Raw genomic sequence first — 12,916 nt, 5'->3', positions numbered from 1 at the left:
AGTCCGGCCCAGCTGCCGGCCATGGCCGACGCGATCCGGAAGCTGAAGTCCGAGGCGGACTATGCGGCCTTCTCCGAACGCTTCGCGGTGCGCCGCACCGACCCCGGCTTCTGGGCCGTGAGCGATGCGCTGGTCGAGCGCTATCGCCGCGACCAGCCCTTGCAGGCCGGCATCCTGGATTTGAACCGCTTCGAAAACAGGTGACCGCGCCAGGGCCGGCGCAGCCAGGCCCGTTCGAAATTCACGGCGGAACGGGATTGTCCAATGAACGAGGTCTTTCCCCATCATCACGCTCGGCGGGGAAGCCCATGAGGATTTTGCGCATTGGCGGCGATCTGCGAAGCCGTGCGACGACCGAACATGCGCTTCGTCCCGATCAAATCCCTGGCGCAGCAATCGCAATTGAGCATTCATCGCGTGCGCCGCTCCGTCCGCCCTCCGTTCTGCCAGGGTCAATGTCCCGGCCAGGCGCACCAGATCGTCGAAGTGTCGCATCTGCTCAGCTAACTGTGTGGTACGGCAGGCGCAGTCCCCCTCGCTGTGACCGGTGGCTCGGCCGCGGCCGGTGGCGGGCGCGGTCTGGCCGGAAGGCAGCACAAGGTTCTTCGTTGAGTCATTGCGCATTCCACCGTCTGGTCGTGCAGGGTCCGTCGCTTCCTCGACCCCAAGCGCGCGCGAGCCACGTGGAAACTATGGGCCTGCGGGGCGTTCGCCGTCTACTGCCCGAAGGGGAAGGTGCGGGCTAGGACGCTTGTTGCTACGCTCATCGAAGCGCAGAACGTCAAGCAAGATGGCCTCCGATCAGCAGGGCCGTGGCTTCCGAGGCGGTCGCCCGAAGCCGGCCTTTCTTCCCTTTTTCATCCAGACACTCATGCATGAGGTTCATCCCGTTGGCCCTTGTGCTTGGCGCTGAGCTCTTCGTCCCGTGCGCGAAGGCACAACAGGCGGCCGACTTCGTCGTGACCGAGGCCAAGCTGCATCAGCGCGTCAACAGCGTGCTCGCACTGATGAGCTATTCCGTCGTGCCCGACCTCGTTTCAAGCTCGTTGTCGATCTCCAGTCCACAGACCGGCAACCCGACGATTGCAATGTCGCAGGTCGCCGGCGGGTTCACCGTCAGCCAGTCATTTCCGCTCTATCTGGAAGGTGGCATTGCCGCGAGCCGCTACGACCCCACGTTCTATGCGAGCAACGGCCGTCAGGAGCGTGCGATCCCGGTGAAATGGAACAACGGCGCGCTGACCGGGGGCATGGGGTGGGACTTCCCTGTGGTGCCAGATCTCAAGTTCAGGCCGATTGTCAATCTAGCGCTCGGCCGCGTCGCAAGCGACTTGGCGATCGCCAGAGCCCTTCTCGGTCGGAACTCCGGGCCCGAACTGGATTTTCTCGACAGGGGCCATCTCAACGCCTACGGCCTCGGCGGCTCGTTGATGCTGGACTACGAGCGCTATCGGCCTGAGAGCGAAATCGACGTCGAGCTGCGCTACACCAACATCCGGCTGCAGAGCTATGGCAGCAGCTCGCCTGCGGTACAGGGCCATGCCAACGCCATCACGGCCAGCCTGTGGAGCCGCTATCGGGCTCCGACCGGCTTCACGGCGCTAGAGCGTCCGGTGCGCTACGTGCTGGAGTATGCATACACGCGCTACCTCGGCGACCAGGCCGGAGTGCTCGGATTCTCCTCCCTAAGTTCGGTTGGAGTCGGACTCGAACTCGACTCAAGCGCGCACGATCTCTTCATCACCCGCACGCGCCTGGTGCTGCGCCACATGTTCGGTCACAAGGTCTCGGGATTCTCGGTCGGACTGGCCGTGAGCTTCTAGGGTTCCATCGACGGACGGGCACGCAAGATCGATGGCAGATGTCCTTGCTCAGCCAGCCGCTCGGCGGACGGCCTCGAGAACATCGGCCCCGGTATCGATCTTGCGAAAGTAGGCCGCGCAGCCGACGGCTTGCGCCGCGGTGCGCGTTTCCGCATCGTCGTGCGCGGTGATGAAAATGAACGGCGCGTGTCCACCTTCCGCAACCAGGCGCCGGGCCAGTTCGATGCCCGACATGCCTCGGAGCTGGACATCGAACACCAGGCAGTCGAACCGAGGTTTCTTCGAGTCCGCAAGGAACTCTTCTGCTGAGCCGTAGGTGATCGGCTGCATGCCCGACGCGCGCAGCAGCCTGCCAAGCGATCGGCAAACGCTCTCGTCGTCATCGACGACCGCGACATAGAAAGTAGTGGTGCTGCTCATCGAAGGTCGACGCGGACTTTGAGCGCATGCAAACCCTTTGTCTACTGCCCCTTGGGGAAGGTCGGCGCAGCCGCCGCCGCTACACCTGCCTCCTGCGACAACCTCGAGAGCGCCGCGACGGACCGTACGCCCAGTTTCGCCATGATCGCTGTGCGGTGCAGCTTCACAGTCCGTTCGTTGATTCCCAGCTCGCCGGCAATCTGCTTATTGAGCCGGCCCTGCAGAACGTGGGAAAGTACCTCGAACTCTCGCACCGACAGTGCGCTGAAGCGCTCCTCCCGCTCACGGTGGCGAGCCCTCGCCTCGCGCTCATGCTCGTCCCGCGCCAAGGCACGACGTATCGCGTCGATCAATTCTTCCTTGGAGGCCCGCTTCTCCAGAAAGTCCTCCGCACCGCCGCGCATCGCGCGTACGGAAGAGGCAATATCGCCGTGTCCGGTCAAAAAGACGAGCGGCAGCGGGTCGCGCGTCAGCGCGAGCGCCGATTGCAGATCAAGTCCGTTCAACCCGGGCATTTGCAAATCCGTCACCACGCAGCCCCGCGCATCGCAGTCGTACTGCGCAAGAAATTCACTCGCAGACAGGAAGGTCTTCACGGTGAAACCGCTGACGAGCAGCAAGCGGGACGTGGCGGTGAGAAACGACACGTCGTCATCCACAATGTGAACGGTGGGTTCGATCAGGTTCATGCTGCGACGAGATCCTTGTCGACCGACAACGTGAATCGAAGGCCGCCACCGCCGCCGCCGCGAATCTTTGCCTGGCTGCCTGCCTCGTCGATCGAACCCATGCCGGTGGCAATAGGGTCGTCGAGTTGCGCTTGTTGGAACTGCCCGCAATCGCCGGCTGGCGTTGAGGGATGTCGTCGGCCGAGATCGTGGGTCCGAGCTTGGCAATGGTCTGAATTTTTCTGCTTCACGGTCCTCCATTCAGCAAATCTGCCCCCCGGTCTGCGCGCGTTGTGAAGTGCTTGCCCCGAGTCTTGGCAAATCGACGCATTTTTATTCTGAGCGGCACATCCGTCTCGAGCGTTCGAGCTTACTGCGCTGCGATGAAGATTCCGCTTCCATCCTCATCGAAACATCACCATCAACGCTTCCATGATCCACACGAATGTGAGCGCCGTCCTGGGGAGGGCACAAAGCGAGTCAAAAGGATGTCTGTGCTGGTGCGAAGCGATCATTCCGGCCAAACCAGTCCTGCGCGAACTGGTGGTCCAGTTCGACATCGGTCTGGTGCATGGACGCGGAAGCCAAATCGACACGAGGCAACCTGGAACGCTCGTGATCTAGAGCGCGCTCGAGTTCGGCGCTCAGGAGCGATGAGAGGGCGAAGCGCTCGTGCAGTCGGGCTTGCTGGCAGTCTGCATGCCTCCTTTTTTGTGTTCTCAGGCGAGGCCGACGGCCTCGAGCGCCGGCGCGAGTACTACGCCGCCGCCACGCTCGACTGCCGCGTCCAGGACGGTGCCCGCCTTCAGATGCATCTCGACCATGATCGCCACGTACTCGAACAACGTCGCCCGATCAAGCATGCCGGGGATCGGGTCATCCACATGGCCCAACCCCGCGATCACCTCGCCGTCGGAGAGGTGGTAGAGCAGCAGGAGCCAGTGGCTGTTGTCCGGCCCCGGCGACTGCTCGGCGGCTGCAGCAAATTCCGGCGCCGCAGCGATTGCCCGAAGGCCGACCGCCAATGCTCGCAACGTTACGAGTGAGGCCATCCCCCCATCGCCGGTCTGCGCCTTCAAGCTGGCACTGGCCATGGCCGCGGCGGAGTCGGCCCGCAACTCGGTGCTTTCGCCCTGCCCTGTCTCGCCCCCGACCTCATCCCTCAGCGAGGCCAGTTGCGCCGGAGCGACCGCAGCTGCCGCGATCCACAGGTTGCTGGTGTCGACCAGGTAGACGAAGGCGTCGGCTGTGAACGGCTCCCGCTCCGCGTGGAGATCAAGGCCCCAGTTCGGCCTGGCCTCCTTCGCCAACGCCCCGACAGCCTCCCAGGACGATCGCTCCGGACCGGAAGTGGCGACGAGGCGCCGAAACAGCGCCTGGGCCTTGAACGATGAGATCTTTTGCATTCCAAAACGGCGCTGAGGCGAACGCTACCTCCTCGAATCGCCAGTGAATTTGCGCGGCAACCTGCCGTGATTTAGGTACGATGAATATGTTGATGGCTCGCAGAATGGCCGAGCCCTTCGACGGGTCGACGCTCGAAACCCCGCGCCACATCGCGGATTGCTCCAGCCGACGAAAAAACACGATCCAACGGCACGATGGCAATGGTGGTTCTATCCGCTTTTAGGCTATTTGACGGTTGTCTGTTTCTCAGCCGTTTCCCACAAATACGAGCAACTGAATGGACGCGCACAGGCAGCCAATGGCCGCGACGCTATTGGAATCATAGCGGCTGGCTCAGTCGAAAGATTGTCATTTCGCGCCATTTGACCGGAGAGACGCAGGCTTCGATTTGGACGCAGCGGAAGGCCGCAATGAAATAGCGAAGCGAATCCAGCTGCCGCATGGCGGGATGACTCGCATGCGTGACGTGCCAAGAGGGGGGTCGGAGGTTTGCCGGAGGCTGAATCACGCGCAGGTAGTTGGAGGGTTCAGTGTGAACGAAATTGCCTGAACCCGTCCTGGAACAGGTGTCTCGAGGCAACAGTCCTCACCCCGTTTTCCCTACACAATCACGAGCCGGCTCCCCGGTCGACCTGAAGGCCCGCATGTTCGACGCGCTCCGTCATTCTCTGATCGCCATCGCGATCGTCACGCTGCTTGAATTTCTTGTGATCGCGCGGATCCTGCTGCGGCCGCATCGGGATCCCGCCTCGCGCATCGCGTGGATCGCGGTGGTGGGTGCGATACCACTGATCGGAATGGTTGCCTACCTGCTGCTCGGCGAGGCGAACATCGGCGGTACGCGGGTCAAGCGCCTGGATGGCGTGCTCAAGCGCATCGCCCAGATTCCGGGTGCCGCTGCAGCCGAAGCCGGCAGCGGGCTCGCCTCGGTGCACCCGCACTGGCGCCACTTGTTCGAGCTGGGCCACTCGATCAGCGGCTTCGGTCCAGTAGAAGGCAATCGGCCGCAGTTGATGGCCGACTCAACCGCGACAATCGACGCCATGGTGGTCGATATCGACGCCGCCCGCGATCACGTCCACTTGCTCTTCTATATCTGGCTGCCGGACAACAATGGCCGCAAGGTGGTCGAGGCCCTGAAACGGGCTGCGGCTCGCGGCGTGCGATGCAGGGCGATGGTGGACGACCTGGGCTCGCGCAGCATGGTTCGCTCCGAGCACTGGCCGGCAATGCGCGCGACCGGAGTCCAAGTGGCCACCGGGCTGCCCATCGGCCATCTGCTGTTGCGTCCTTTCCACGGCCGCATCGACCTGCGCAACCACCGCAAGATCGTGGTGGTCGACGATCGCATCACTTATTGCGGCAGCCAGAACTGCGCCGACCCCGAATTCCTCGTGAAGGCCAAATTCGCGCCCTGGGTCGATGCCGTGGTGCGCTTCGAAGGGCCGATCGCGCGGCAGAACCAGATCCTGTTCGCAAGCGACTGGATGACCTACGTCGACACGGACCAGGATGAGCTGCTCGCACTGCTGGCCCGTCCGTTGCCCGAACCGATGCCCGGCGGGGTGACGGCGCAGGTGGTCGGCACCGGCCCAACGGTGCGCTTCTCGGCCATGCCGGAAATGTTCGAGACGCTGCTGTTCGCGGCGCGCCGCGACGTGGTCATTACCACGCCCTACTTCGTGCCCAACGACGCACTGCTCAGCGCGCTGTGCACCACGGCTTACCGAGGCATCGACACGACGCTCGTGCTGCCGGCGCGCAACGACTCATGGATCGTCGGTGCAGCAAGCCGCAGCTACTACGCCGAGTTGCTGGCGGCCGGCGTGAAGATCCTCGAATACGAAGGCGGCCTGTTGCACACCAAGTCCGTCACCCTGGACGGCGAAATCAGCCTGATTGGCTCGGCCAACATGGATCGTCGCAGCTTCGATCTGAACTACGAGAACAACATCCTGTTTCACGACAAGGCGCTCACGGCGACCATGCGCGAGCGCCAGCAACAATACATCGCCCGCTCGCATCCGGTCACGCGCGAGATGGTGGCGGCCTGGCCGCTCTCGCGCCGCCTGTGGAACAACCTGATCGCAACGCTGGGGCCAGTACTTTGATACGGCCTTCCCCTCCACTGCACGAAGACTGGTTTCGCATGATCGACGCCAATATGACGTCGGGCGTGCGCCTCTCGCGCCACTACTTCTCCCGCATGCTTCAGAGGAACTGAGGCCGGATCTCGAGCGAGGCCCCGCTGGGTCGTGCGGCACTGACCTCAGTGGCCTTACCTGGTCGACAAGACCTGCGAAGAGTCTCAGGATGCCAGGCGAGTTCTGCGTATGTCAATCCGGCGGATCCGTCCACCTTCTGCTATCAAGGGAATCCGGCGGTGAAAGCCGCCCCTGCGCCACCCCACGCGCCCCAGTTCATATTGTTCAACTCGTCAATCTGAGCCTCTTTCAGATCCTCATTGCTCATTTGCTTCTGATACCGCATCTCCCGATAGACTGAGTACTGTGCAGAACTGCCAACATAGGCCATCCCATTCGAAGAATCAGGCAGCACGTAGTAGGTCGCACCACGGTAGTTGACCGGTGTGATCGTGTTCTTCGGAAGTTTCGCGAAGATCGCTTTTTGATCCGCATTGATCGGCGTGACGATCTTGAAGCCGGCGGCGATCGCAGTATCCAGGTGCTCTGGATTGCTGGTGGCGCAGGCGGCGGCGAGCGAGATCAAGAACATGGCGGCGACGGTTTTGAACGTAATGAAGACTTTGAACATCGGCTTCCCTTAAAGTGACGACAGGTGATGCGGTGACGGACCATCCGTACCCGCTTGATGTGGATCGCTGCAGGACCCACCCAGCAAAATGTAACCTCTAGATCTCGCGGGCACCATCCGCGTACGGGAGCCGTGGCCATGGTCGTTCAGTTAGAGCCTTCATCCGTCACTGCACGGAGTTCAAGTCGCAGATCCTGACGGCATGCGAGGAGGGTGGACTGATGCCTCGACGGCTGCGGTCGAGCTATAGTTCGGGCTGAACGAGAATTTTGTGCATCAATGGCGCTGCGGGTTCATATCGGCCGCTCATTTCTCTCGCCGCTTTCGAGATCGGTTCGGTGTGGCGCCAACTGCCGTGATGCGTGATGTGTGAGCGTCGGACTCGTTTGATTGGACCTCTCAGCATTCCAATACGACTTGAATTGGCATGCACCGCCACTTTCTCGTGTCGGGAACGTTTAGATCTCCTGTCGATCGAATTCGTGTGGCCAGGCAGCGAGCGTGTGCATCTGATTGGCCAAAAGTTGGAGTGGCAGGCTGCGGGGCTGATGGCGCGCGATCAGAGGCGCAATGGCAAGCAGGCCAAGGTCAGAGTGGGCGCTTGATCTGGCGAACATCTCTGACTTCAAGACGCCGCGCAGGCCAACTGTCGAGCGCCGCGTTCATTGGCGCCATCCGCCGCTAAACCGTATGCAGCGCCTCGCTTGGCGGACCTTGGGTCGGCCAAGACATGCCCACGCAATACCCTGTGGCTCAGCTTTTCGGCGCGAACTGCTCTCGTCCAAGTGCAGAACACCAACGCGCGACTATCGCAGGCATGCTGGCCAAATGCGCCGAACCTCGGCGGTTTACTCTTGATCGACCCCTTGACACTCAAGCGCGGTTTCACGCTTCACATCGGGAGATGCTGCCGAGTGATCGGTCCGGTGGGCTTTCTTCGGAAGTCCTGCGGTGCGGCTCCAGTCGCCTTTCTGAACGCACGGGCGAAGTTCGCCGGCGCCGAATATCCCAGTTCATTCGAAATTTCGGTGATCGAAGCCTGGGTCCCTTCAAGCAGTTCCTTCGCGCGCTGAACTCGAACGACGTTCACCAATTCTCGAAAATCGGTTCCGTCGTGACTAAGCGCCCGCTGCAGCGAGCGGACACTGGTGTCGAGCGCCCGCGCGGTGCTGTCGATTGACCCCTCGCCAGAGAGGACCTGCGCCCAGATTTGAGCGATGACCACCCCCCGAAAGTTGTCGAGACTGGCAGGCCCCATTCGGGAACGGGCGACATCCTCGATCGTGACCAAGCGCGTGGACGGGTGTCGCGTTGCCGGGCCGTTCAGCAAGCGAGCATCGAAGCAGATCGAGACGGCGCTCGCGTCGAATACCACTGGACAAGAAAACGCCTCCTCGAAGAACGAGGCAGATCGTGGACGAGGAATGTCCAATTCGACATGTCGTGGGAGCCAGTTCGACGGGAGATAGGACCGGAAAAGGCTGAGCATCACCCCCGCGGTGCCGCAGGCAACGTGCACGTAGCCGGGCCACCCCCGCGCCGCGTTGAAATAGCTGAGGCGCGCCACCCCGCGGTCGACCGACGTCTCCATCCGATCGCCCGTACTGTGATAGCCCAATGTGGCCAACGCACGAGCAATCGCTGTGCGAAGCGTATCGGATGCCAAAACGTACTCGCCCCATCGCCCATACCGGGTCAGGGAGAGGTGCGGCGCGACGAGCAAGCCAATATGCGGCTCGCCCGCACGCCGCTCCACCTCCTTCAGAAAACCCGTCATGGTCGCCTGAGGGATGAAGCAGTCGTGGTGCTCGATCATTTCGATGTCGAGCATCGCCGCTTGCTTGGCCTGTCTCAGTACCTTTTCGCCGAACGCTTGGCGGACCATTTCGGACACACCAGCCATGGCCGTGACCGAGATCACTGGTGGAGCGTCGCGCTTCGTGCCCTGCGTAATTTTCACGGTATTTGGCGCGAAATGAGTGGTGGATTGATTCACTTGCTATTAACCTACCTGCGGCTCGAAACATCGAGCAACATCGTGCGTCAATTTGACTAGGTGCCGGAGAGCATTTGGTCCGGCCGTCGTCGAATGTCAAAGATGATCAATCAATGTGGGGAAAACCTGAGTTTATGAAGTTTAGTACTGTTACAGGCTGGGCGCTGGCCGCGAGCCTTGTCGCTGGTAGCGGGGCCGCCCAGGCGCTGACCGCGGACGAGGCGAAAAGCATCGCGATCGATGCCTATATCTACGGCTATTCCCTGGTCTCGGTGGAGATGTCACGCAAGGTCATCACGAATGTGGAGAAGCCTACTACGACGCGCGCGCCGATGGGGCAGTTCGCCAATCTGCGCGAGTATCCGTCCGCCGCCTACCGCGACGTCACGGCTCCAAACGCCGACACGCTGTATTCCAATGCGTTCATCGATGTCTCCAAGGAGCCGTGGGTGGTCAGCTGGCCGGACATGGGCAACCGGTACTATGTCTGGGAGTTCTACGATGCTTGGGTGCCTGTGATTTTCGATCCCGGCTCTCGTACGACGGGTCAAAAGGCTCAGACCTATGCCATCACTGGGCCAGGCTGGACCGGGAAGCTTCCCGACGGCGTGAAGCAGGTGAAGTCGCCGACGTCTACCGTCTGGATTCTTGCACGCACCTACTCGACCGGGACTCCCGAGGACTACAAGGCGGTTTGGGCACTGCAGGACCAGTACAAGCTTCAGCCGCTCAGTTCCTGGGGAAAGAAATACGTCCCTGCACCGACCAAGGTCGATCCCAGCGTCGACATGAAGCGGTCCGTGCGTGACAACGTCAATGCACTCGATGCGGCCAGCTACTTCCAATGGATGGCCGAACTGATGAAGAACAATCCACCGGCGCCCGAGGACGGCCCGATGGTTGCCAAGTTGGCGAAGATCGGGATTGTCCCTGGGCAGAAGTTCGACCTTGGAAAGTTTGACCCGGCTGTGGCCAAGGCGATCGAGGAAGCCCCCAAGACGGCATGGGCGAAGATCGTCGAATACACAAAGGATTCTGGTCAAACCAAGAACGGCTGGCTGCTCAACCTCAAGGTCGGTCACTACGGCACCGACTACATGGCCCGCGCTTGGCTCTCTGCGTTCGGTATTCCTGCCAACGCGCCGAAGGACGCGGTCTATGTCGTCGGACTCAAGGATGCCGATGGCGAGCCACTGGATACCGCGCGCAACAAATATGTCGTTCGCTTCAAGAGCAAGAGCGATTTGCCGCCTGCCAGCGGCTTTTGGTCGCTGACGATGTACGACGACCAGTACTTCTTCATCCCCAATGCGTTGAACCGGTACACCGTCAGTCTGCGGAATCAACTCAAGGCCAACGCCGACGGTTCGATCGATCTGTACGTACAGAAGGACAACCCTGGCCCGGACAAGGAATCCAACTGGCTCCCAGCGCCGGCGGGGGGATTCATCCCCATGTTCCGTCTGTATTGGCCCAAGGAGACTCCGCCATCGGTTCTGGATGGCTCCTGGTGGCCTCCAGTGATCAGCAAGGTGCGTTGATCTCCGAACCGCGCTGACATTGGAAGATGGGCGGTGCAAGGTGGCGCTGGCGCGGAAGGCAACCGTTGGCGAAAGCCGCTACTCGGGTGAATCGGATGGAGGTCGGCCCTGGTCCTTCGGCGGGACGCCAATGTCTTGTCAAGCCGCAAGAAGTCGGCGTAACGACGGCGGCCGCGCCAACCTTCCCTAAGGGGCAGTAGACAAAGGGTTCGGAGACGCCCAAAGTGCAAGTTGCCCTCCGATGAGCACCATCACCCCCATCTATGTCGCTGTCGTCGATGCCGACGAGCGCCTTTGCCGCTCTCTTGGCGGGTTGCTGCGCGCGCCGGACACGCAGCCGAATGAATGTCGTGGCAATTTCCATTTGCAAACTCAACCCCATGGGAAGCAAAACAGGCCCTTCTGCCACTTGGAAACGACATACCTTGAAGAACACGTTGACCCCCTCTTGGCTAGTTTTCGCCGCATTCACCGTCGCGCTTGCGTGGACCTTGCCTGCTCAAGCGGAACTGAGCGCCGAAGAACTGGCCAAGCTCGCGCAGAATCCGGTCGGCAACTTGATCAGCGTACCGTTTCAGAACAACACCAATCTCAATTTCGGGCCTGAAAAAGGGACCCAGAACGTCCTGAATATCCAGCCGGTGATCCCGATCTCGGTCAACAAGGACTGGAACGTCATCACCCGCACGATCCTTCCAGTCATCTCGATGCCCTCGCTCGGCCCCGGCATCGGCAGTCTCAGTGGCGTCGGCGACGTCGTGTTCACCGCCTTCCTGTCGCCGGCGAATCCGGGCAAGTGGATCTGGGGTGCGGGTCCCGTGGTGCAGATTCCGACCAACAGCAACGCGGAGCTCGGCAACAAGAACTGGGGCATGGGGCCGGCCCTCGTCGTGCTGCACATGGAGCATGGCAACCCGTGGGTGTTCGGCGCCCTGGTCAACAACATCTGGTCGGTCAGCAGCAGCAAGCAGGGCGGCTCGTACAACAACGGCACGCTGCAGCCCTTCGTCAACTACAACTTTCCCGGCGGCTTCTACCTCACGAGCGCGCCGATTATCACGGCCGACTGGAAGGCCGAGAGCAGTCAGCGCTGGACCGTGCCCGTGGGCGGCGGCATCGGCAAGATCTTCCATCTGGGCAAGCTGCCGGTGAACACGCAACTTTCGGCGTACTACAACGTGGTGAAGCCGGACAACGGGCCCAATTGGCAAATTCGCCTGCAAGCACAGTTCATGTTTCCCAAGTGACTGGTCTAGACACTTTGTCAACGCCCCCCAAGGAGCCACATGTTTTTCATTCGTCGTTCCATCACAGCCGCCCTCGGCCTTGGTGTCATCGCCAGCGGTTGCGCCAACTACCAACCACCGCCGATCTTTGCCGGATTCATTTCGCCGCAGATCTCGCGCACGAGCTGCATCGATGCGGTCTCGCGCGAGCGCAAGGTGCCAAAGGAGAATGTGAAGCCGCTCTACGATTCGCAGACCATGGAGGAAGGGTTCTATGTGGTCACCCTCAGCATCGGCGTTGACCAGCCGAACATCAACTGCACGGTCAACGAAAACGGTGTCGTCTCCGACGTCATTCGGGCCCGCTGAAAGCTGCCGTCGTGTCGAAGTCTGTCAATCTTCTACGGGCTTCCCGTGATGAAGCATTGACTGACCAAGTCGATGACGGAATGAGCCCTTGATGAGGACTCGGCGCCGCTCGACTACAAGTTCAACGGCACAGAGCGTGCCGGACGAATCTCTCACCTGCCCACAGCGCCGGCAGCCGTTTTGCTGACCTCCCAACTCCGAACAGTCACATGATCAAAACCAGATACCTTGCATGCACTGCGCTGATTGCAGCTAACTTCGCGTCGAGCTTTGAGGCGGGGGCCCAGACGACCGCGCCGCCCAAGCCGGTCCGCGCTGCGATCAATCCGCAGGCCCGGGCGCCCCAACTCGAAGCCAAGGCGATCGACCTGCTGCGCGAAATGAGTGCCAGCCTGACGGGCGCGAAGTCGCTGGCCTTCACGGCCATCACCACCTACGAGAGCCCAAGCAGCGTGGGTCCCGCTCTCGCCTATGCAACGAGCTCCGAGGTGCTGCTGCAGCGCCCCGACAGGCTGCGCGTGATCGCTCTCGGCGACGGACCGGCCTCGGAGTTCTCCTACGACGGCAAGACCATCACCGCCTTCGCACCAGCCGAGAACCTGGTTGCCGTGGCACCGGCCCCGCCCACCATCGACGCCATGCTCAAGCAGGCCTTCGACAACGCCGCGATCTACTTCCCCTTTGCCGACCT

General features: G+C 61.5%; 14 protein-coding genes. 8 read left to right on the top strand and 6 right to left on the bottom strand.

Features of this window, described 5'->3' with window-relative positions; all coding sequences use genetic code 11:
* Together AB4Z46_RS34700 and AB4Z46_RS34695 are read left to right on the top strand one after the other, a co-directional pair.
* Positions 1-204 (top strand): fatty acid cis/trans isomerase (locus tag AB4Z46_RS34700; protein ID WP_442288095.1); only part of this gene is annotated, 204 nt, incomplete at its 5' end.
* A 671-nt stretch (positions 205-875) separates the two neighbouring features.
* Positions 876-1,823, top strand: a complete 948-nt coding sequence (locus AB4Z46_RS34695; RefSeq protein ID WP_442288094.1) for a hypothetical protein — start codon at positions 876-878, stop codon at positions 1,821-1,823.
* 48 nt (positions 1,824-1,871) lie between these two features.
* On the opposite strand, the gene AB4Z46_RS34690 is transcribed toward AB4Z46_RS34695, so the two are convergent.
* From AB4Z46_RS34690 to AB4Z46_RS34680, 3 genes are read right to left on the bottom strand one after another with little or no spacing between them, the layout of a single operon-like run.
* Positions 1,872-2,243 (bottom strand): response regulator transcription factor, encoded by a 372-nt coding sequence (locus tag AB4Z46_RS34690; RefSeq protein ID WP_442288093.1) that lies wholly within the window; start codon positions 2,241-2,243, stop codon positions 1,872-1,874.
* 41 nt (positions 2,244-2,284) lie between these two features.
* Positions 2,285-2,932 (bottom strand): response regulator transcription factor, encoded by a 648-nt coding sequence (locus tag AB4Z46_RS34685; RefSeq protein WP_442288092.1) that lies wholly within the window; start codon positions 2,930-2,932, stop codon positions 2,285-2,287.
* Positions 2,929-3,162 carry a hypothetical protein gene (locus AB4Z46_RS34680; protein WP_442288091.1) on the bottom strand — a complete coding sequence of 78 codons (234 nt, stop codon included), beginning with the start codon at positions 3,160-3,162 and terminating at the stop codon, positions 2,929-2,931. The genes AB4Z46_RS34685 and AB4Z46_RS34680 overlap by 4 nt, the downstream gene beginning before the upstream one ends.
* Before the next feature lie 181 nt (positions 3,163-3,343).
* Between AB4Z46_RS34680 and AB4Z46_RS34675 the strand changes: the two genes are divergently transcribed.
* Positions 3,344-3,535 carry a hypothetical protein gene (locus AB4Z46_RS34675; RefSeq protein ID WP_442288090.1) on the top strand — a complete coding sequence of 64 codons (192 nt, stop codon included), beginning with the start codon at positions 3,344-3,346 and terminating at the stop codon, positions 3,533-3,535.
* 95 nt (positions 3,536-3,630) lie between these two features.
* On the opposite strand, the gene AB4Z46_RS34670 is transcribed toward AB4Z46_RS34675, so the two are convergent.
* Positions 3,631-4,317: a hypothetical protein gene (locus tag AB4Z46_RS34670; RefSeq protein ID WP_442288089.1), complete on the bottom strand. Its 687-nt coding sequence runs from the start codon at positions 4,315-4,317 to the stop codon at positions 3,631-3,633.
* A 645-nt stretch (positions 4,318-4,962) separates the two neighbouring features.
* Here AB4Z46_RS34670 and cls point away from each other — a divergent pair.
* Entirely contained in the window at positions 4,963-6,429 is a 1,467-nt protein-coding gene (cls, locus tag AB4Z46_RS34665) for a cardiolipin synthase (RefSeq protein ID WP_442288088.1), read from the top strand.
* Positions 6,430-6,685: 256 nt separating this feature from the next.
* Here cls and AB4Z46_RS34660 read toward each other — a convergent pair whose 3' ends face one another.
* Both AB4Z46_RS34660 and AB4Z46_RS34655 read right to left on the bottom strand, forming a co-directional pair.
* Entirely contained in the window at positions 6,686-7,093 is a 408-nt protein-coding gene (locus AB4Z46_RS34660) for a hypothetical protein (protein ID WP_442288087.1), read from the bottom strand.
* A gap of 892 nt (positions 7,094-7,985) precedes the next feature.
* Positions 7,986-9,089, bottom strand: a complete 1,104-nt coding sequence (locus AB4Z46_RS34655; protein ID WP_442288086.1) for an AraC family transcriptional regulator ligand-binding domain-containing protein — start codon at positions 9,087-9,089, stop codon at positions 7,986-7,988.
* Positions 9,090-9,202: 113 nt separating this feature from the next.
* Here AB4Z46_RS34655 and AB4Z46_RS34650 point away from each other — a divergent pair, with 113 nt between their 5' ends.
* From AB4Z46_RS34650 to AB4Z46_RS34635, 4 genes are all read left to right on the top strand, one after another.
* On the top strand, positions 9,203-10,630 hold the full coding sequence (locus AB4Z46_RS34650; protein WP_442288085.1) for a DUF1254 domain-containing protein: 1,428 nt from the start codon (positions 9,203-9,205) through the stop codon (positions 10,628-10,630).
* A 263-nt stretch (positions 10,631-10,893) separates the two neighbouring features.
* Positions 10,894-11,877: a transporter gene (locus AB4Z46_RS34645; protein ID WP_442288084.1), complete on the top strand. Its 984-nt coding sequence runs from the start codon at positions 10,894-10,896 to the stop codon at positions 11,875-11,877.
* A 39-nt stretch (positions 11,878-11,916) separates the two neighbouring features.
* A complete protein-coding gene (locus tag AB4Z46_RS34640) occupies positions 11,917-12,225 on the top strand; it encodes a hypothetical protein (protein WP_442288083.1) in 309 nt (102 codons plus the stop codon).
* A gap of 209 nt (positions 12,226-12,434) precedes the next feature.
* Positions 12,435-12,916, top strand: a 482-nt coding sequence (locus AB4Z46_RS34635) for a DUF2092 domain-containing protein (protein WP_442288082.1), incomplete at its 3' end; no start/stop codon positions are given.

It is taken from the genome of Variovorax sp. M-6, from assembly GCF_052114385.1.
Taxonomy (GTDB): Bacteria; Pseudomonadota; Gammaproteobacteria; order Burkholderiales; family Burkholderiaceae_C; genus Variovorax.
Note: the sequence above shows the minus strand (reverse complement) of the source record. Positions and strands in the feature narration are given on the sequence as shown.